Annotated in this window: 19 protein-coding genes and 1 pseudogene; all 20 read left to right on the top strand. The window is 42.8% G+C overall.

Going from position 1 to position 19,322, the window contains the following annotated elements:
* The first annotated feature begins 32 nt into the window (after positions 1-32).
* The 20 genes and pseudogenes from dapB (at position 33) to D8793_RS02600 (ending at position 19,318) form a co-directional block, all read left to right on the top strand.
* A complete protein-coding gene (gene dapB, locus D8793_RS02695; RefSeq protein ID WP_125370481.1) occupies positions 33-800 on the top strand; it encodes a 4-hydroxy-tetrahydrodipicolinate reductase in 768 nt (255 codons plus the stop codon).
* Complete coding sequence (locus D8793_RS02690) at positions 797-2,002, top strand: CCA tRNA nucleotidyltransferase (protein ID WP_125370480.1); 1,206 nt, start codon at positions 797-799, stop codon at positions 2,000-2,002. Before dapB ends, D8793_RS02690 begins: the two co-directional genes overlap by 4 nt.
* Entirely contained in the window at positions 1,999-3,864 is a 1,866-nt protein-coding gene (locus tag D8793_RS02685; RefSeq protein ID WP_125370479.1) for an ABC-F family ATP-binding cassette domain-containing protein, read from the top strand. The genes D8793_RS02690 and D8793_RS02685 overlap by 4 nt, the downstream gene beginning before the upstream one ends.
* Before the next feature lie 49 nt (positions 3,865-3,913).
* Positions 3,914-4,771, top strand: coding sequence for a GNAT family N-acetyltransferase (locus D8793_RS02680; RefSeq protein ID WP_125370701.1), 858 nt, complete (start codon positions 3,914-3,916; stop codon positions 4,769-4,771).
* A gap of 49 nt (positions 4,772-4,820) precedes the next feature.
* A complete protein-coding gene (locus tag D8793_RS02675) occupies positions 4,821-5,735 on the top strand; it encodes a TDT family transporter (RefSeq protein WP_125370478.1) in 915 nt (304 codons plus the stop codon).
* A 102-nt stretch (positions 5,736-5,837) separates the two neighbouring features.
* Positions 5,838-6,746, top strand: coding sequence for a LysR family transcriptional regulator (locus D8793_RS02670; RefSeq protein ID WP_061422760.1), 909 nt, complete (start codon positions 5,838-5,840; stop codon positions 6,744-6,746).
* Positions 6,743-7,210, top strand: coding sequence for a signal peptidase II (lspA, locus tag D8793_RS02665; RefSeq protein ID WP_125370477.1), 468 nt, complete (start codon positions 6,743-6,745; stop codon positions 7,208-7,210). The genes D8793_RS02670 and lspA overlap by 4 nt, the downstream gene beginning before the upstream one ends.
* Complete coding sequence (locus D8793_RS02660) at positions 7,194-8,096, top strand: RluA family pseudouridine synthase (RefSeq protein ID WP_125370476.1); 903 nt, start codon at positions 7,194-7,196, stop codon at positions 8,094-8,096. The genes lspA and D8793_RS02660 overlap by 17 nt, the downstream gene beginning before the upstream one ends.
* A 123-nt stretch (positions 8,097-8,219) precedes the next feature.
* The gene (gene lepA / locus D8793_RS02655; RefSeq protein WP_125370475.1) at positions 8,220-10,043 is read left to right on the top strand and encodes a translation elongation factor 4; all 1,824 of its coding nucleotides are present in this window, start codon (positions 8,220-8,222) and stop codon (positions 10,041-10,043) included.
* Between the two features lie 42 nt (positions 10,044-10,085).
* Positions 10,086-10,721 carry a hypothetical protein gene (locus D8793_RS02650; RefSeq protein WP_125370474.1) on the top strand — a complete coding sequence of 212 codons (636 nt, stop codon included), beginning with the start codon at positions 10,086-10,088 and terminating at the stop codon, positions 10,719-10,721.
* Positions 10,722-11,045: 324 nt separating this feature from the next.
* On the top strand, positions 11,046-11,837 hold the full coding sequence (gene pnuC, locus D8793_RS02645) for a nicotinamide riboside transporter PnuC (RefSeq protein ID WP_111675720.1): 792 nt from the start codon (positions 11,046-11,048) through the stop codon (positions 11,835-11,837).
* A gap of 104 nt (positions 11,838-11,941) precedes the next feature.
* Positions 11,942-12,589, top strand: coding sequence for a hypothetical protein (locus D8793_RS02640; RefSeq protein WP_125370473.1), 648 nt, complete (start codon positions 11,942-11,944; stop codon positions 12,587-12,589).
* Positions 12,590-12,683: 94 nt separating this feature from the next.
* Positions 12,684-13,178 (top strand): YkgJ family cysteine cluster protein, encoded by a 495-nt coding sequence (locus D8793_RS02635; protein ID WP_002904626.1) that lies wholly within the window; start codon positions 12,684-12,686, stop codon positions 13,176-13,178.
* Positions 13,179-13,375: 197 nt separating this feature from the next.
* Entirely contained in the window at positions 13,376-14,209 is an 834-nt protein-coding gene (locus D8793_RS02630) for an AraC family transcriptional regulator (protein ID WP_125370472.1), read from the top strand.
* 573 nt (positions 14,210-14,782) lie between these two features.
* Positions 14,783-15,538, top strand: coding sequence for a hypothetical protein (locus D8793_RS02625; protein ID WP_061909236.1), 756 nt, complete (start codon positions 14,783-14,785; stop codon positions 15,536-15,538).
* A 317-nt stretch (positions 15,539-15,855) separates the two neighbouring features.
* Positions 15,856-16,542, top strand: a pseudogene (gene pynA / locus D8793_RS02620) (pyrimidine 5'-nucleotidase PynA).
* Positions 16,543-16,668: 126 nt separating this feature from the next.
* Positions 16,669-16,941, top strand: coding sequence for a 30S ribosomal protein S16 (gene rpsP / locus D8793_RS02615; RefSeq protein WP_005590447.1), 273 nt, complete (start codon positions 16,669-16,671; stop codon positions 16,939-16,941).
* A 19-nt stretch (positions 16,942-16,960) separates the two neighbouring features.
* Positions 16,961-17,200, top strand: a complete 240-nt coding sequence (gene kphA / locus D8793_RS02610; protein WP_005590445.1) for an RNA-binding protein KphA — start codon at positions 16,961-16,963, stop codon at positions 17,198-17,200.
* Positions 17,201-17,420: 220 nt separating this feature from the next.
* Positions 17,421-17,972 carry a putative immunity protein gene (locus D8793_RS02605; protein WP_125370471.1) on the top strand — a complete coding sequence of 184 codons (552 nt, stop codon included), beginning with the start codon at positions 17,421-17,423 and terminating at the stop codon, positions 17,970-17,972.
* Complete coding sequence (locus D8793_RS02600; protein ID WP_125370470.1) at positions 17,969-19,318, top strand: TrkH family potassium uptake protein; 1,350 nt, start codon at positions 17,969-17,971, stop codon at positions 19,316-19,318. Before D8793_RS02605 ends, D8793_RS02600 begins: the two co-directional genes overlap by 4 nt.
* Positions 19,319-19,322 lie beyond the last annotated feature (4 nt).

Genomic DNA, 19,322 nt, shown 5'->3' with positions numbered 1-19,322 from the left:
AGCGGTTAGTCAAGAATAGAGAGAGGTTCTAGATGAGTATAAAAGTCATTATTGCTGGTTTCAAGGGAAAGATGGGACAAGCAGCCTATAAAATGGTAACAGAAGATCCTGAGTTGGTATTGGCCGGTCTACTAGATCCCTTTACAGATGAAAAGGAAGTAGCAGGAGTTCCAGTTTTCAATGCTAAAGAAGAACTAGCTGGTCTTCAGGCGGATGTCTGGATTGACTTTACGACTCCCAAAGTGGCTTATGATAATACTCGCTTCGCTCTCGAGAATGGGTTTGCTCCAGTGGTCGGAACGACTGGTTTCACGCCTGAGCAGATTGAAGAATTGACTGAACTATCGCGTCAAAAGCGTCTGGGCGGTTTGATTGCCCCGAATTTTGCTCTGGGAGCTGTTTTGCTTATGCAGTTTGCGGCCCAAGCAGCCAAGTATTTTCCAGATGTGGAGATTATCGAACTGCATCATGACAACAAGAAAGATGCACCGAGCGGTACGGCTATCAAAACAGCTGAATTAATTAGTCACGTTCGGACGAGTAAGCAGCAGGGAGCGGCTGATGAAGAAGAATCGTTAGCTGGCGCCCGTGGAGCTGCCTTTGACGGCATGCGGATTCACTCAGTGCGTTTGCCTGGCTTGGTCGCTCATCAGGAAGTTATCTTTGGTAGTCAAGGAGAAGGGCTGACTTTGCGGCATGACTCCTATGACCGGGTTTCCTTTATGACTGGGGTAAATCTGGGTATCAAAGAGGTAGTGAAGCGCTCTGAGTTGGTCTATGGATTGGAACATTTACTATGAGATTAGAGAAGATGCCTTCTGAGTTTCAGGAGGCTTTGCCAGTATTAGAGAAGATTAAAGAGGCTGGTTTTGAGGCGTATTTTGTCGGCGGTTCTGTACGAGATGCTCTGTTGAATCGGCCGATTCACGATGTGGATATTGCCAGCTCGGCCTATCCCGAGGAAATCAAAACCATCTTTCCTCGGACTGTCGATGTTGGGATTGAGCATGGAACGGTTCTGGTCTTGGAAGGCCAGGGGGAATACGAGATAACGACCTTTCGGACAGAGGATGTCTATGTGGACTACCGCAGGCCTAGTCAGGTCTCTTTTGTGCGCTCTTTGGAAGAAGATCTGAAGCGCAGGGACTTTACAATCAATGCCCTTGCCTTAAACCAAGAGGGGGAGATTGTAGACCTCTTTAACGGTTTGGCAGATATGAAAAATCGCACTCTGCGGGCAGTGGGAGTAGCTGCAGAGCGTTTCAATGAAGATGCTCTCCGCATCATGCGAGGCTTTCGTTTTCAGGCTGGTTTAGACTTTGATTTGGAAGACTTGACCTTTCAGGCTATGGCAGATTGCGCGCCGCTTCTAGAGAAAATATCGGTAGAACGGATTTTTATCGAGTTTGACAAACTCCTGATGGCACCTTTCTGGCGGAAAGGCTTGGAGAGTCTGATTAAAGCTGCTGCCTACGACTTTCTTCCTGATATGAAACATTCAGCAGAAGCTTTGCAGGAATTATTAGACCGTCTAGCAGGAGATTTTCAATTTTCTAGTTCCGAGCAGGCTTGGGCTGCGCTTTTGCTGGCTTTGAAGGTAAAAGATGTTCGTAAGTTTTTGAAACATTGGAAGACGTCCAATGACTTTCAAAAGCGAGTGAATCAGCTGGTAGCTGTTTATGAGATTCGGCAGGAACGGAGCCTTTCTAAGCGTGATTGTTATCAGTATGATTTGGATTTGATTCTGCAGGCAGAAAGTTTGAGACAGGCAGCAGGCTTACCGGTTGAGTTTGAGGTTATTGAGGCAACACATGCTGCTCTGATCATTCATGACAAACATGAGATTGTGGTGACGGGCAGTCATTTGATCCGAGATTATGGCTTTAAACCCGGGCCAGAATTGGGACAAATCCTGACTAAAATTGAATTGGCCATTGTCGACGGAGAATTGGCAAATAGCAAGGAAGAGATTATGAACTTTATTAAGGAGCAAGTTGGATGAGTGACTTTATCGTTGAAAAGCTGAGTAAGTCTGTCGGGGATAAGACAGTCTTTCAAGAGATTTCTTTTATCATTCACGACTTGGATCGGATTGGACTGATTGGGGTCAATGGGACAGGAAAAACCACTCTTTTGGATGTCTTGTCTGGCAAATCAGGCTTTGATGGTGATGTATATCCCTTTTCAGCAAAATCTGATTATAAAATCTCTTACTTGACTCAGGAACCAGACTTCGATGAAGCGAAGACAGTCTTGGATACTGTTTTGTCCAGTGATTTGCGAGAAATGCAGCTCATTCGAGAATATGAACTGCTTATGGCAGCTTATGATGAATCTAAACAAGCTCGTCTGGACAAGGTCATGGCAGAAATGGATTCACTGCATGCTTGGGAGATTGAGAGTCAGGTAAAAACCGTCCTATCCAAGCTCAGTATCTCAGATTTGGCAGCAAAAATCAGCCAGCTTTCTGGTGGTCTACGCCGGCGGGTTCAGTTGGCGCAGGTCCTACTTTCAGAAGCGGACTTGCTGTTGTTGGATGAGCCGACCAACCATCTGGACATTGATACGATTGAATGGCTGACAAATTTCCTGAAAAATTCAAAGAAGACCGTCCTCTTTATCACTCACGACCGCTATTTTTTGGATAATATTTCCACGCGGATTTTTGAATTAGACGGCGGGAGCTTGATTGAGTATCAGGGCAATTATCAGGACTATGTTCGGCTCAAGGCTGAGCAGGATGAGCGCGATGCTGCCCTGCTACACAAGAAACAGCAGCTATACAAGCAGGAACTGTCTTGGATGCGCCGTCAGCCTCAAGCGCGGGCGACCAAGCAGCAGGCACGTATCAATCGTTTCCATGACCTTAAAAGTGATTTGGCTGGTCAGACCAATCAGACGGACTTAGAGATGAACTTTGAAACCAGTCGTATTGGGAAGAAGGTCATTGAGTTTAGAGATGTGGATTTTGCATACGGAGACAAGCAGATTTTGTCGCATTTCAATCTCTTGCTGCAAAATAAAGATCGACTGGGCATTGTCGGAGATAATGGAGTGGGCAAGTCTACTTTGCTCAATCTAATTGCTGGTCAGTTGCAGCCTCAGTCTGGTCAGGTTATAATTGGTGAGACAGTTCGAGTGGCTTATTTTTCTCAGCGTATTGAAGGTCTGGATGAGTCCAAGCGGGTCATCAATTACTTGCAGGAAGTGGCAGAAGAAGTTAAGACAGGGAGCGGCACAACCTCTATTGCTGAGCTCTTGGAGCAGTTTCTCTTTCTTCGCTCAAGCCACGGCACTTTGATTGAGAAATTGTCTGGCGGAGAGAAGAAGCGGCTTTATCTGCTCAAGCTTTTACTAGAAAAGCCCAATGTCCTGCTTCTGGACGAGCCGACCAATGATTTGGATATTGCAACCTTGACAGTTCTAGAAAATTTCCTGCAGGGCTTTGCAGGGCCAGTAATTACAGTTAGCCACGATCGGTATTTCCTCGATAAGGTAGCCAGCAAGATTTTAGCTTTTGAGGATGGACAGGTCAGAGAGTTCTTTGGCAACTATACGGACTATCTGGATGAAAAGGCATTTAGACAATCCAGCGCAGCTATTTCCCAAAAGAAAGAAAAGGAAAAGTCCGTCAAGGCGCGGGAGCAGAAGAAGCGGATGAGCTACTTTGAAAAGCAAGAGTGGGAGACCATCGAGGCGGATATCGAGAAGCTGGAAGCACGCATCGCCGCCATTGAGACGGAGATGGAGCAGAACGGCTCAGACTTTACTAAGCTTTCGGAACTCCAGAAGGAGCTGGATGACAAGAATGAGCAGCTTCTTGGAAAGTATGAGCGCTATGAGTATCTGAGTGAGTTGGAGTAGGACAGTACGTGGTACTTTCGTTATGGATACAGGTTTATGAGGGAGAATGATGGAAATACAGATTTATAGCAAGCCTAGTCAGGAAATCAAAGATCAGCTTTTTGAGCTGGTTCAAAGCTGTCACGTTGCAGATGGGACTTATCGTCTTCCTTATCTGGACAACGCCTATAATTTTGATGGGGATATGCCAGCATTTTTTCTGGCCAATCTAGATCATCAAACGGTTGGTTTTTTATCGGTATATGCGGATGAGCCGAGGCAAGCAGAGGTATCTGTCTATGTCTTGCCCGACTATCGCAGACAGGGTATAGCGAGCGCTCTTTTGCAGGAATTTTCCAAAATTGCAGAGAAATACGATTTATCCCAAATTGAATACATCAGTGAAGTCAAGTTTTTAACAGACCATCCGACCTTTGCTGAGAAGTTTGACTATGATTTGAAAGAAACGGAAATCTGGCTGGAGCAGGCTGCAGGAACTTTACCTGAAGAAGACAAAGAAGGCGTGGAAGTTTTACTTGGGAAAAAAGAAATGGTTGCGGAGATTGCAGCTTTTCAGTCGCAGGTTTTTGAAATGCCGATGGAGACTGCGCTTCACTATGCCAGTCAAGCACTGGAGAGCCCAGATAGCCTACTCTATGTACTGAAAAAAGATGGTCAGATTGTGGCGTCTTGCTCAGTGGATACAAGTTTTGGAAGTAATCATCTGTTCGCCTTAGCTGTGGATCAGGCCTTTCAGGGACAGGGCTTAGGGAGTCACTTAGTCAGGTCTATCCTGAATGACCTTTCTGGCCGAAATGGACAAGTCTGTCAAATCGTAGTAGAAGCTCAAAATACAGGTGCCCTAAGGCTGTATGAAAGATTGGGCTTTAAACGAAAATCGGAAACAGTTTATTTAAAGAGAAAATAAAAAGATTAACCTTCAGAGTAAAGGGCTATGGAGGTCAGGAGATCTGTTTATGATAAAGAGAAAAGAGCCATTCTTAGTTCAGGCGGGCTTGGTACTAGGCCTACTAGCCTTGGGAAATTTAGTCGGTGATGTTAGTCAGCTCTTACGTTATCTTTTAGCAAGTCTGGCACTCTTGTTTTTCCTCCATCTAGTGATGGGAATGCTGACGCATGCCAAGCAAGTCAAAGAGCAACTAGGTCAAGCGCTAGTAGCCTCGGTCTTCCCGACTTTTTTCATGCAGGGAATGGTGGCTTCGACTTATTTAACGAGCTGGACTTTTTTGGGAAATTTTGCCCGCATTAGTGCACAAGTGCTGTGGTGGCTGAGCTTCAGCGGGCTGGTTTTCTTGATGGTCTACTATATTCTAGCTTTTGTATTTCCTTTCAAGTGGGAGAATGTCTTTCCCGCTTGGACGGTCTTATTTGTCGGGATTGGTGTCGCTCCTCTGACCATTTCAGTTCCCCAGCAGTTAGCTTTGGGCCAGCTGGTCTTTTGGTACGGGCTTTTAGCGACTATTTTGGTCTTGCCAATCGTCCTTTATAAGACTTATAAAATTGGCTTAGTAGAGAATGTTCGCCCGAATACGACAACGATTTGTGCGCCTATTTCCTTGATGACGGCGGCTTATGTAGCTACTTTTTCTCAGCCGAATCCTGTCTTGTTGAGCTTTCTCTTGATTTCAGGTCAATGCTTTTATGCCTTTATTTTGTGGCAACTGCCTCGTTTGATCAATCGTCCTTTTTCAGCAGGATTTTCGGCCTTTACCTTCCCCTTGGTTATTTCGGCTGTAGCCTTGAAGCAGTCTTTAAATATACTAAATTTCGGTCTAGCAGGGCAAATTTTGCTTGCTTTTGAGGTCTTAATAGCCTTGTTTGTCGTACTTTATGTCACCTTCTTATATGCAAAGGACATTTTTGGAAAATGATGCAGATTTCAGAGATGTATTTCTAAGAGGAAAGTAGCTGCCTGCCTTTGAGGAAGGTTGATTTTGTGGTATAATTAGGAGTATTTATAAAAGGAAAAAGATATGAATATTCAACAATTGCGTTATGTAGTGGCTATTGCCAACAGCGGAACTTTCCGCGAAGCAGCAGAAAAGATGTATGTCAGCCAGCCCAGTCTATCTATCGCGGTGCGAGATTTGGAAAAGGAGCTGGGATTTAAAGTTTTTCGTCGAACCAGTAGCGGAACTTTTTTGACCCGACGGGGGATGGAATTTTACGAGAGAGCTCAAGAATTGGTCAAAGGATTTGATGTCTTTCAAAATCAGTATGCCAATCCTGAAGAGGAAAAGGATGAATTTTCCATTGCCAGCCAGCACTATGACTTTTTGCCGCCTTTGATTACGGAGTTTTCGCAAAAGTATCCAGAATATAAGAATTTCCGGATTTTTGAATCAACGACCGTGCAGATTTTGGACGAAGTAGCCCAAGGCCACAGTGAGATTGGGATTATTTATCTCAATAATCAGAATAGCAAGGGCATTATGCAGCGGGTGGAGAAGCTCGGCTTGGAGGTCATTGAGCTAATTCCTTTCCAGACCCACATTTATCTGCGGGAAGACCATCCTCTGACTCAAAAGGAGGAACTGGTCATGGAAGATTTAGCTACCTTGCCAACTGTTCGCTTCACACAGGAAAAGGATGAGTACCTCTATTATTCCGAGAATTTTGTCGATACCAGTGCCAGCTCCCAGATGTTTAATGTGACGGATCGAGCTACGCTGAATGGGATTTTGGAGCGGACGGATGCTTATGCGACTGGATCTGGCTTTTTGGATAGTAACAGTGTAAATGGAATCACTGTCATCAAACTCCGAGACAATTTGGACAATCACATGGTTTATGTCAAGAGGGAAGATGTAGAGTTGAGTCAGGTCGGCGAAGCTTTTGTAGCTGTTATGAAAGAATATTTTGCACAGAAAAGAGAAGTATGAAACGTAAAATTGCGATTCCTTTTTTAGTTATTCTTTTGATTGCTCTTGATCAGGCAGTCAAGTGTTATATTGTTTCCAATTTTTCTTTGGGGCAGGTCAGGAAGTTTATTCCTAAGATTGTCAGTTTGACCTATCTGCGAAATACTGGTGCAGCCTTTTCTATCTTGGAAAATCAGCAGTGGTTTTTCGCTCTGATAACTTGTATCGTGATTGGAGTTGCTGTTTGGTATTTGATTAAAAATATCCAAGCTTCCAAGTGGATGCTGACGGGACTCATTCTAATTATTGCTGGTGGTTTGGGCAATTTCATTGACCGGATTCAGCAAGGATTTGTAGTGGATATGTTCCAGCTAGATTTTGTCAATTTTGCTATTTTTAACGTAGCGGATATGTACCTGACTGTTGGAGTAGCAATTTTATTACTGGTGATGTTGAAGGAAGAAACAAATGGAATTGAAAATTGATGCAGTAGCCGCAGGTCTGCGTTTAGATAAGGCAGTGGCGGACCTAACAGAGTTATCCCGTGGTTTAGCCAATGAACAGATAAAAAATGGTCAGATTTTGGTCAATGGAGAGGCAAAAAAAGCCAAGTATGCCGTCAAAGAGGGTGATGTCATTTCCTATGAAGTACCTGAGCCAGAGGTGGTTGAGTATGTGGCAGAGGATCTTCCGCTAGAAATTGTCTATCAGGATGAAGATGTAGCCGTCGTCAACAAGCCACAAGGCATGGTGGTTCACCCGTCAGCTGGGCATACCAGCGGTACTCTGGTCAATGCCCTCATGTACCACATCAAAGATCTCTCTGGAATCAATGGTGTACTGCGCCCAGGGATTGTCCATCGGATTGATAAGGATACTTCTGGTCTTTTGATGATTGCCAAGAATGACCAAGCCCATCTGTCACTTGCAGATGAGCTTAAGAACAAGAAATCCCTGCGTAAATACTGGGCGATTGTACATGGCAATCTACCTAACGACCGCGGAGTGATTGAGGCACCGATTGGCCGTAGTGAAAAAGACCGCAAGAAACAGGCAGTTACAGCTAAGGGAAAACCCGCTCTGACACGTTTCCAAGTCTTGGAACGTTTTGGAGACTATACCTTGGTGGAGCTGCAGCTGGAGACGGGGCGGACGCATCAAATCCGTGTCCACATGGCTTATATCGGCCATCCAGTAGCTGGCGATGAGGTCTATGGGCCACGTAAGACCCTGAAAGGACATGGTCAATTTCTGCACGCGCGAACACTGGGCTTCACCCATCCTCGGACTGGCGAAGTAATGGAATTTACGGCTGAAGCGCCAGCTATTTTCCTAGAAACTCTTGAAAAACTCAGAAAAGCCCATGACTAATCGTCTTCGTATTTATGAGACTCTAGATAAATGGAAAATTAAGTCGACTGTCTTGGTTACAGTCGTTTTTATTTTCGACAAATCATGATATAATAAATAGAATACCCTAAAAGGAAGAGAAAAATGAAGTTAGAAGATTTGAAAAAACGTCAGGAGAAGATCCGCAATTTCTCCATCATTGCCCACATTGACCACGGGAAATCAACCTTGGCTGACCGAATTTTGGAGGCGACGGAGACAGTTTCCAGCCGGGAAATGCAGGCCCAACTTTTAGACAGCATGGACTTAGAGCGGGAGCGCGGTATCACCATTAAGCTCAATGCTATCGAACTCAATTATACTGCCAAGGACGGGGAGACCTATATCTTCCACTTGATTGACACGCCGGGACATGTGGACTTTACCTATGAAGTATCGCGTTCTCTTGCGGCCTGTGAAGGGGCTATTTTGGTCGTGGATGCGGCTCAGGGGATTGAGGCTCAGACCTTGGCCAATGTCTACCTAGCGTTGGACAATGACTTGGAAATCCTGCCTGTTATCAATAAGATTGACCTGCCAGCTGCGGATCCAGAGCGGGTGCGAGCTGAGATTGAGGACGTGATTGGGTTGGATGCTAGCGAAGCCGTTTTGGCTTCTGCCAAGGCTGGTATCGGAATTGAAGATATTTTAGAGCAGATTGTAGAAAAAGTTCCAGCTCCGACTGGAAATGTTGAAGCACCGCTCAAAGCCTTGATTTTTGACTCAGTCTATGATGCTTATCGTGGGGTAATCCTGCAAGTGCGGGTGATGGACGGTGTGGTCAAGCCGGGAGATACCATTCAGCTCATGAGCAATGGCAAGACCTTTGATGTGACTGAGGTCGGCATCTTCACACCTAAGGCTATTGGACGTGATTTCTTAGCGACAGGGGATGTTGGCTATATCGCGGCTTCTATCAAAACGGTACAGGATACCCGGGTCGGAGACACAGTAACTTTGGCGGACAATCCAGCATCTGAGCCTTTGGACGGCTATAAGCAGATGAATCCGATGGTATTTGCTGGTCTCTACCCGATTGAGTCCAATAAATACAATGACCTACGTGAAGCCCTTGAAAAATTGCAGTTGAACGATGCCAGTCTGCAATTTGAACCAGAAACGTCGCAAGCACTAGGATTTGGTTTCCGTTGTGGCTTCTTGGGCTTGCTGCACATGGACGTCATTCAGGAGCGCTTGGAGCGTGAGTTTAATATTGATCTGATCATGACGGCGCCGTCTGTTATCTATAAGGTTAATCTGACAGATGGTGAAGCTATTGATGTCTCTAATCCGAGCGAGTTTCCGGATCCGACCAAGATTGATTCCATCGAGGAGCCTTATGTCAAGGCGCAGATTATGGTGCCGCAGGAATTTGTCGGAGCGGTGATGGAATTGGCTCAGCGTAAGCGCGGTGACTTTGTGACCATGGACTATATTGATGACAATCGTGTCAATGTCATCTATCAAATCCCGCTCGCTGAAATTGTCTTTGACTTCTTTGACAAGCTCAAGTCCTCTACTCGTGGCTATGCTAGCTTTGACTACGAAATTTCTGAGTATCGCTCGTCCAAGCTGGTGAAGATGGATATTCTCCTCAATGGGGACAAGGTTGATGCTCTTAGCTTTATCGTTCACAAGGAATTCGCCTATGAGCGTGGTAAGCTGATTGTAGACAAGCTCAAGAAAATCATTCCTCGTCAGCAGTTTGAGGTACCTATTCAGGCAGCTATTGGTCATAAGATCGTGGCTCGTACTGATATCAAGGCCCTTCGTAAAAACGTACTTGCCAAGTGTTATGGTGGTGACGTTTCTCGGAAGCGCAAACTTCTAGAAAAACAAAAAGCCGGTAAAAAACGAATGAAAGCTATCGGATCTGTCGAAGTCCCACAAGAGGCCTTCCTCAGCGTCCTAAGTATGGATGAGGAATAAAGTCTTATATCTCTAAGTAATATATATTAAAAGGAGAAAATCATGAAACGATCATATCTGCTTGGAGCAGTTCTGGTATTAACTTCACTTACTCTTGCATCGTGTGCCAATTCTGGACAAAAGCCTGGTCAATCTAGTTCTTCAACCAGTTCCAGTGCACAAGTGAAAAAGAAGTCTTCAAATTCTTCTTCTAAAAAAAGCAAGAACAAAACCAATCAAGAAACAAAACGTGTTGGTTCTCCAGAGTTTGGTTATATCGATATCCCAAGTAAATGGATTAAATTTTTTGATGCAGAGGTTGAGGGACTTATCCAATATACCGACGGTTCTGCTTATAATATTGTTACCATGAATGCTGTTTCTAAGGCAGAAGCTGAAGTAGCAGATGGTGAGACTTTCAATGCAGAAACAATTGCTCAACATGTAGCCTATAATTGGAGCCAAAAAGATAATATTGAGAAGATGTGGGGCTCTAAAAGTACTGTCTCAGGAAGAGAAGCCTTTCAAATAAACATCATTCTGAAATCGGGACAACTTGCTAATACATTAGTTTTCCAAAAAGATGACAAAGTTTATATACTATCCTTTGAAGGCGACGAAGAAACTCTTGATGATTTCATTACAAACATGAAAGATACTTGGAGCCTTGATGGCAAGGGAGCAGTCAGCGAAAAATAGTTTAAAAAACAAGAGGCCTATTTATTAAGTCTCTTGTTTTTTCAGTGTAGATGCTAATTATGCTTCACAAAAATATAGTAACAAATCAAAAAACGTTCGACTACTATCAAATCTAAGTAAAAAGGCTTACAAAAATTTGTAGGTCTTTTCTTGAAATCCGAACGTTAGGAAATATTTTTTGGATTTTAGTTGACATTTTTTGAAATAGGAATATGATGAAATGTGAACACTGTATAAGACAAATCTTGTGCGTGTTCGAAAATAATAGAGCGTTGCATCCGTAAGTCAATTTGACACGGCTCTTAAAAAACAAAAGGAGAAAGAATGAATACTTATATCCAAAAGAAAATCGCAAACATGAAGCTGACGCTTTCTGAAATGTCTGGTGGCTATAAACGAATGGTGACTAGTATGAAGAAGCTCGGCTTTTCTGGTACCTTGAAGCTTATCTGGGACGATTTGTTTGCTCATCGCAGTCTAGGTCAGTGGGTTTATCTCTTGATTCTAGGGAGTTTTCCGCTCTGGCTGGAGCTGATATATGAACATCGCATCGTGGATTGGACGGGGATGATTTGCAGTCTGACTGGGATTATCTGTGTGATCTTCGTTTCTGAAGGGCGGGCTAGCAATTACCTCTTTGGTTTGATTAATTCTGTGATTTACTTGATTTTGGCTTTGCAGAAAGGCTTCTATGGCGAGGTCTTGACTACTCTTTACTTTACCATCATGCAGCCAATTGGCCTCTTGGTGTGGATTTACCAAGGTCAGTTTAAAAAAGAAAAGCAAGAGTTTGTTGCTCGTAAGCTAGATGCCAAAGGATGGACAAAGTATCTATCGCTCAGTATGCTTTGGTGGTTGGTCTTTGGCTTGATTTATCAGTCTGTGGGGGCTAATCGTCCTTATCGTGATTCAATCACAGATGCGACAAATGGAGTAGGGCAAATCTTGATGACGGCTGTTTATCGCGAACAGTGGATTTTCTGGGCAGCGACCAATATTTTTTCTATCTACCTCTGGTGGGGTGAAAGCCTTCAGATTCAAGGGAAATATTTGATCTATTTAATCAACAGTTTGGTAGGATGGTACCAGTGGAATAAGGCCGCTAAAAAAGCATAGTCCTATAAACGGAAAAGAAATCGGATGTGACAATGTCTCTCTTTCCTTTCGTCCTAAAAATATGGTAAACTAGTATTAGTAAAATTTATTAGATTTAGGAAGGAATGACCATGAAAAAGAAGTACTTTCTGCTCTCCCTGACTATCTTAGCCGGCCTTTCTCTGTCTTCCTGTAGCCTTATTAAGAGCTACAGCAGTCGGAAACCATCTGATTCTTCCAGTCGGGTTTCCCTGAGAGATGACAGCGATACAAGCAGTAGTAGCAGTAGAGACAAAAAAACGTCAAAGACTACTGGTACGCAGCGGGTTGGCTCTGATGATTATGGCTATATCAGTATTCCTGATAATTGGATAAAGTTTACCGACCTAGATGGCGGCGACAGTATTCAGTACACAGATGGTTCAGCTTATAATATCGTTACCATGAATGGCTATACTAGAGAAAAAGCTCATGTCCAAGATGGAGAAACTTTCAATGCTGAGTTAATTGCCCAGCGACTAGCCTATAGTTGGAATGATAATAAAGATGTAGAAAAAATGTGGGGAGCAAAATCCACTGTTTCTGGCAATGAAGCTTTCCAACTGAATGTAATTATGAAATCAGGGCAGTTAGTGGTTTCTTGGGTTTTCCAAAAAGATGACAAAGTGTATTTGATCTCTTTTGAAGGCGACCGAAAAACTCTGGCTTCTGTCATCTCATACATAGAAGAAACATGGAGCCTTGATGAAAAAGGCCCAACTAACAATATTTAATACAAAGTAAATGAGGTCTACCTGAAAGTAGGTCTCATTTTTTTGAGATTTATGATATAATGCTAACGAAAATCAACTGATTAGAAAGTAGTTTATGACTCAAGAAATCGACCTTGAAAAGTACCACCAACTAGCCCTGCAAAAGCAGAAAGAGCATCGAAAATTTTTAGCCAGTCTCAAGAAAAAGCCACCAAAAAATCTCGATAAGATTGCCCAGCAAATCCATGATGAGGTCTTTGAGGAGATTGACTGTACAGCCTGTGCCAATTGCTGTAAGACGCTTGGACCAGACTTTAAGGAAGCCGATATTGTCCGTATTGCCAAGTATTTTAAGATGAAGCTGCCGGCTTTTGAAGAGGAGTTTCTGCAGGTGGACGAAGACGGTGACAAGGTCTTCAAGGCTATGCCTTGTCCTTTTTTAGGTGGAGACAATCTCTGCTCGATTTACGATGTCCGTCCCAAGGCCTGCCGTGAGTTTCCCCATACAGACCGAAAAAAGATCCATCAAATCAACCATTTGACGATTAAGAATACCCTGACCTGTCCAGCGGCTTATCTCTTTGTGGAGAAGCTACGGGATAGGTTGTAGAATCCCCCTCTAAATCTTGTACAAAAATTCTAGGGCGGAAGTATCTTATATCTGTTAGACTATAGTTAGAATTGAACACGGCCTAAAAGTTGTGTGAAAAAGATGAAATTTTCTCGGAGCAGGAGCCCCTCCGTCAATTTTTCTATTTTCACTTTGCTTTTAATGGCCTTAGTATCTTTTGTGAGGTGAAAAAGAATATGATGCATCAATTCAATCGAACCATGGAATATCTGGAAAGTAAGTTGGACGCAGAAGTGGATTTGCAGCAATTCCAGCAGCTATCGGGCTATTCTTATGCTCTCTTTAGCAGGCTCTTTTCTATTCTAGCAGATATGACATTAGCAGAATATTTACGCAATCGCAGGCTGTCAGAAGCTGTGACGGACTTGCGGGAAAGCTCTGAGAAAGTCATTGACATAGCGATGAAATACGGCTATGAGTCTGCCGATGCCTTTAGCGCAGCCTTCAAGAAATTCCATGGTGCGACTCCCTCAGAAGTTCGAAATGGAAAATCTTATCGGGTCTTTCCTAGACTTCAATTATCCTTAAAGATTACAGGAGGAAAAAACATGGATATCAAGATTCAAAAGAAACCTACTTTTACCGTGGCAGGCGTCCTATTGGAAGCTATTGACAATAGCCAGTGCCCGTCTGTATGGGAGCAGCTCTATGCCAATCACAGCTTTGAAAGCCTGGAAAGTCTGGGCAGTGGCCAATCCTTTGGCATCTGCTCGGATGTCAAAGAAGGTGAAATCATTAACTACATGGCGGCTTATGATGTGACGGATAAAGCGAAAGCAGAAGCCCTAGGCCTTTCTATTAAGGAAATCCCAGCAGCTGAATATGCCATCGTACCAGTCAAGGGGGCTATACCTGCCAGCATCCACCATGCTTGGAAATATGTTTTGGAAGTCTTCTTCCCAGAAACTGGCTATCGCCATTCAGGAGCACCAGACTTTGAAGTTTACACCGAGGGTGATATGTACTCTCCAGATTATCAAATGGAACTCTGGATACCAGTGGTGAAATAGATTAGAAATCAGCCGTTCATTTTTGAGCGGCTGGTTTTTTTGTGGCTTGTGGTATAATGTCCGCACTTTACTTAGCAGTCCTAATTTTATATATAGATTGAGTCTCAGATCGCTCTTTTAAATATCAGCAATACATATGACTTTGAATAACTCGCTTCAACTCATCATTTTATGGGTAATTTTAAAAATATATTTTGCAATGATTGTTTCATGCCTAATTAGGTAAATTAGCCATTCTTCGAGCGGTCGTATTTATATTTTCATCGTTTGAGGGAAGATCTTACCGTTTTCAAATTGATGGTTAAGTCGATATATTTTTCCTTCTCAAATATTTTCCAAATCATTTAATCTTTTTAAAGATAAGAACCACTTTCTAATTAATCAAAGACTACTTCAAATTTTTCAACTCTTGATAACATGAGAAAACCTCCGTAAAATGATTCAATTTATCATAACAAAAAAATACCGGAAAAACACCATATTATATTGGTATGTGTCTGGNGTTGGATGAAATTGACTTTCGAAAACATTAACTATATAATGTCTGTAAACAAGAAATAATGAGGTAACGATATGAATAAAACAGAATTACTGTTACAAAGACTAGATGATATTGGTCAGTCTCTAAAAGATTCTAGACAAGCACTAGCTTTGCTGGCACTTGGTTCTTGCGGAGCAGAAAGAGAACGATTGGATCAGTACTCAGATTTGGACTTCTTTGTTATAGTAAAAGATGGCTACAAGCATGCCTATATCCAGGACCTAACCTGGTTAAGTAAGCTAGAACCAATTGCATTTCACTACCAAAATACAGTGGATGGACATAAAGTTCTATTTGAAGATGATGTTTTTTGTGAATTTGCTGTCTTTGAAGCTCATGAACTAGTAAACATTCCCTTCGCTGAAGGCAAGATTATCTGGAAGGAGGTCGGTTTTGATGGAACAATCTGCCAACCACAAAGATTGCCATCAAAAGAAAATAGAGACCGTGAATGGCTGTTGGGAGAAATTTTATGCAATCTATATATAGGACTAGGTCGCTATCAACGAGGCGAAAAATTAGCTGCTTATGATTTCATCCAAAACAGATCCGTCAAGCTTTGGACTGAATTAATCAATTTGGAAAAAACTTCTAAATCTGATTTTATAGATATTTTTAACAGCAACAGACGATTTGAAAAAGGTTATCCAAATGAGGCCAAACAATTACCCTACTTTTTGCAAGGTTACGAACGAATCTCTGAATCTGCTCAGGCACTCCTAGAATATCTTGATAAACACTATTCTCTTAACGCATTTATAAAAGAAAAAATTCGCAATTTATTATAATAGAGACTTTCCAAAAGATGACCTAAATCCCAAAAGTTAGATATCTTTGTCAACTGTAGTGGATTAATGAAATTTTAAAATCTGTAGAGGATAATTGACGTCCTCTCCTTTTTTATGTTCAGAGTGAGAAAGATTCATTTCTTAAAGTTGCCAAAGTTAAAAAATCCAAAGGTTGGTATTTGATTGGTTTAATTAGAGCCTAAAAAGCGCCTTTGAGGTTACTTTTTTAGTTGAGCTTAGAGGTTACTTTGGTTATTGGACTGCTAGGTACAGTATGATATAATAAACCTACTACAGTTATAGAAAGGATTCCAACCTTGTCATACAAATTTCTACTTTTCGACCTTGACCATACCTTACTGGATTTTGATACGGCAGAATACATTGCCCTGACTCACTTTTTGGAGGAGCAGGGCGTGACGGAGATTCAGACCTACAAAGATTATTATATTCCCATGAATAAGGGGCTTTGGCGGGATCTGGAGCAGGGGAAAATCTCCAAGCCAGAGCTGGTCAATACTCGCTTTTCTCGTCTTTTTGCTCATTTTGGCATTGAGAAGGACGGAGCCGAGCTGGCCATTCTCTATCAGCAGCATATTGCTTAGCAAGGACAAACTTACGCTGGTGCTAGCGAGCTTTTGGACAGTCTGACAGCAGCTGACTATGAGATTTACGGGGCGACCAATGGCATCACGGCTATTCAGACCGGCCGTATAGCTCATTCCGATATTGCGCCCTATTTTAATCATGTTTTCATTTCGGAGCAGATGAGGACTCAGAAGCCGGAAGCTTTGTTTTATGAAAAAATAGCAGAGCAGATACCCGATTTTGACCTGTCTCAGACTTTGATGATTGGAGATTCCTTGACAGCAGATATTGCTGGCGCTAATAATGCTGGACTAGACTCTCTCTGGTACAATCCCAAAAAGCTGATTAACACTAGCAGTGCGCAGCCGACTTATACGGTATCCTCCTATGAAGAAATTAAAAAATTGCTGCTTTGAAAAAATTTTTAAGTCTGTCAAGAAAAAAACTTGACAGCCGTTTTTAATCTGCTATAATAGAACATGTGCCAAATAGCTCAGCTATTTCACCGAAATAAAAAATAAGAAAAGAGAGAAATTTTAAAAATGGCAGTAAAAATCCGTTTGACTCGTATGGGTTCTAAGAAAAAACCTTTCTACCGTATCAACGTTGCAGACTCACGTTCACCACGTGACGGACGTTTCATCGAAACAGTTGGAACTTACAACCCACTTGTTGAAGAAAACCAAGTGACTTTGAAAGAAGATCGCGTTCTTGCATGGTTGGCTGATGGAGCTCAACCTTCAGATACAGTTCGCAACATCCTTTCAAAAGCTGGTGTTTTGAAGAAATTCCACGATTCAAAATACTCTAAATAATAGAAGTGCAGGTTGATATATGGACACGATTGAAAATCTCATTATTGCGATAGTGAAACCTTTGATTTCACAGCCAGATGCCTTAACTATCAAGATTGAAGATACACCTGAGTTTTTAGAGTATCATCTTGATCTTGATCCAAGCGATGTTGGACGTGTGATCGGTCGTAAAGGTCGTACTATCTCCGCTATAAGGACGATTGTTTACTCTGTCCCAACCGAGTACAAAAAAGTTCGCATCGTCATTGATGAGAAATAAGAAGCAGCGGGGCCATGTGTCCCGTTTTTCTATTTCTCTTAGCGAACTGAGTGCCTAGCACGCAAGTGAAGTTAGAGAAATTGATGCGGTTCGAGCTTCGCGAGAACTACGTTCCTTATTTTCCTTGATGCAGTTCGAGCTCCGCGAGAAGCAAGTATCTCAGTTAAGACAAACACAAAATCTACACTCGAATTTAAATAAATTCGAAATCGGAGGACATATGAAGTCAGAAGATTATGCTTGGAACGCTCATGAGCGCAAGTCTTATGAGAATGATCAAGTGATTTTACCGAGCCCTTATAAGCTAAAAATTCTGGATGACAGTGAGAAGAGATTGGAATTGGAGCTTGTTTTGGAGGAACTTCCTCAGGGGCAACTGGCTCGATGGGCTATGAAAATGGCGTCAAGCTTTATAGCTCTGATTGATGCGGAAGATGAGATTGAAAAGCAGAAGATTTTGACTCATGTAAGAGAGGTTTTTCAGACTCGGCTTGATGGGAGGGCATCTGCCTATGAACTAAGAAAGGCTGGTTTCTTAGCTAACAAACTGTCTCAGCAGGCTCAATCACAAATCGGTAAATATGCTGCGCGTGTCTTTGCCCAGGCAGTCGCAACAGCCCATATGCGGGGACATGCTATTGTCGCAGCGGATTATGCCATCAAAGTCAGAAACTTGCAGAGTCCAGATGATTTACAGCTGGCTATCAAGGAAAGAGGAGGGCAGATAGAGCTAGCCTCTGCATTTATTAGATCAGGAAAGGAAACTTTATGAAGCATTTATTTTCACGCTTGTCACCAGCGCAAAAGATTATCTTGTCTTTTCTTCTGGTGATATTCTGTGGCTCCTTGCTACTCAGTCTGCCTTGGGTGCAGACGGCAAGTTCCCAAGCGGGCTATCTGGATCATCTTTTTACAGCGGTCTCCATGGTCTGTGTGACAGGGCTTTTTACACGATCGGTTGCAGATACATACAATGTCTGGGGGCAGCTCCTTTGCATGCTGCTGATTCAGATTGGTGGTTTGGGAATCCTGACCTTTATCGGATTTTTCACCATGGAAAGTCGGAAAAAGCTCAGCCTCAAGGATCGCCGCATTCTGCGAGATAGTTTTAGTTATGGTCACAATCGTACCTTGGGTCAATTTGTCCGTTCGATTTTTATCACGACTTTTACTATCGAAGGACTGGGCGCTCTCCTTCTCATGATTCGCTTCATTCCTAAGTTTGGCTTGGGAAAAGGGATTTTTAATTCTATCTTTTTAGCCGTTTCTGCATTTTGTAATGCAGGATTTGATAATTTTGGCAATGATAGTCTACTAGGCTTGCAGACAGATGTTTTGGTCAATATCACCTTGGCTCTCCTCATCATTACTGGCGGACTTGGTTTTATGGTCTGGTTTGACTTGGCAACTAAATTGGGAGGAAAACAGAAGGGGCTACACTTTCATACTAAGGTAGTCTTGCTTCTGACTGCTGGTCTCCTCGTTTTTGGGACGGTCACGAGTCTCTGGACGGAGTATAATAATCCTGGAACAATTGGCAATCTTTCCTTTGGCGATAAGCTACTGGTCAGCTTTTTCCAGACAGTCAGCATGAGGACAGCTGGCTTTGCTTCTATCGATTATACAGCTGCTCGTCCAGTAACCCTGTTTATCTATTTGCTCCAGATGTTTCTAGGAGGAGCTCCGGGTGGTACAGCGGGTGGTCTAAAAATTACGACCTTCTTAGTTCTTTTCCTGTTCGCCCGTAAGGAAATTTTGGGCTTGCCACATACTAATATCGGTCGGAGAACACTGGCTCCTCAGCTGGTGCAGAAGGCTTTTGGTGTGACAGTGATTTTTCAGTTGACATTTCTGCTTGGTCTTTTGGCTCTTGGGCTAGTGACAGATAGCAGTCATCGTTTTATTTACCTGATATTTGAGACTGTGTCGGCATTGGCTACAGTTGGTGTCACGGCCAATATCACTACTAGCCTCAATACAGCTGGTATGATTGTGATTATGTTGCTGATGTTTATTGGACGGGTGGGGCCGCTAACGCTTATGGTCAGTCTTAACCATTACCAACCGAAGAAGGCTACTACCTTGCACTACAGCAAGGCGGACATTATGATTGGATAGGAGA

The organism is Streptococcus cristatus, assembly GCF_003943465.1.
Taxonomy (GTDB): domain Bacteria; phylum Bacillota; class Bacilli; order Lactobacillales; family Streptococcaceae; genus Streptococcus; species Streptococcus cristatus_C.
This window is presented reverse-complemented; position numbering and strand designations above follow the sequence as displayed.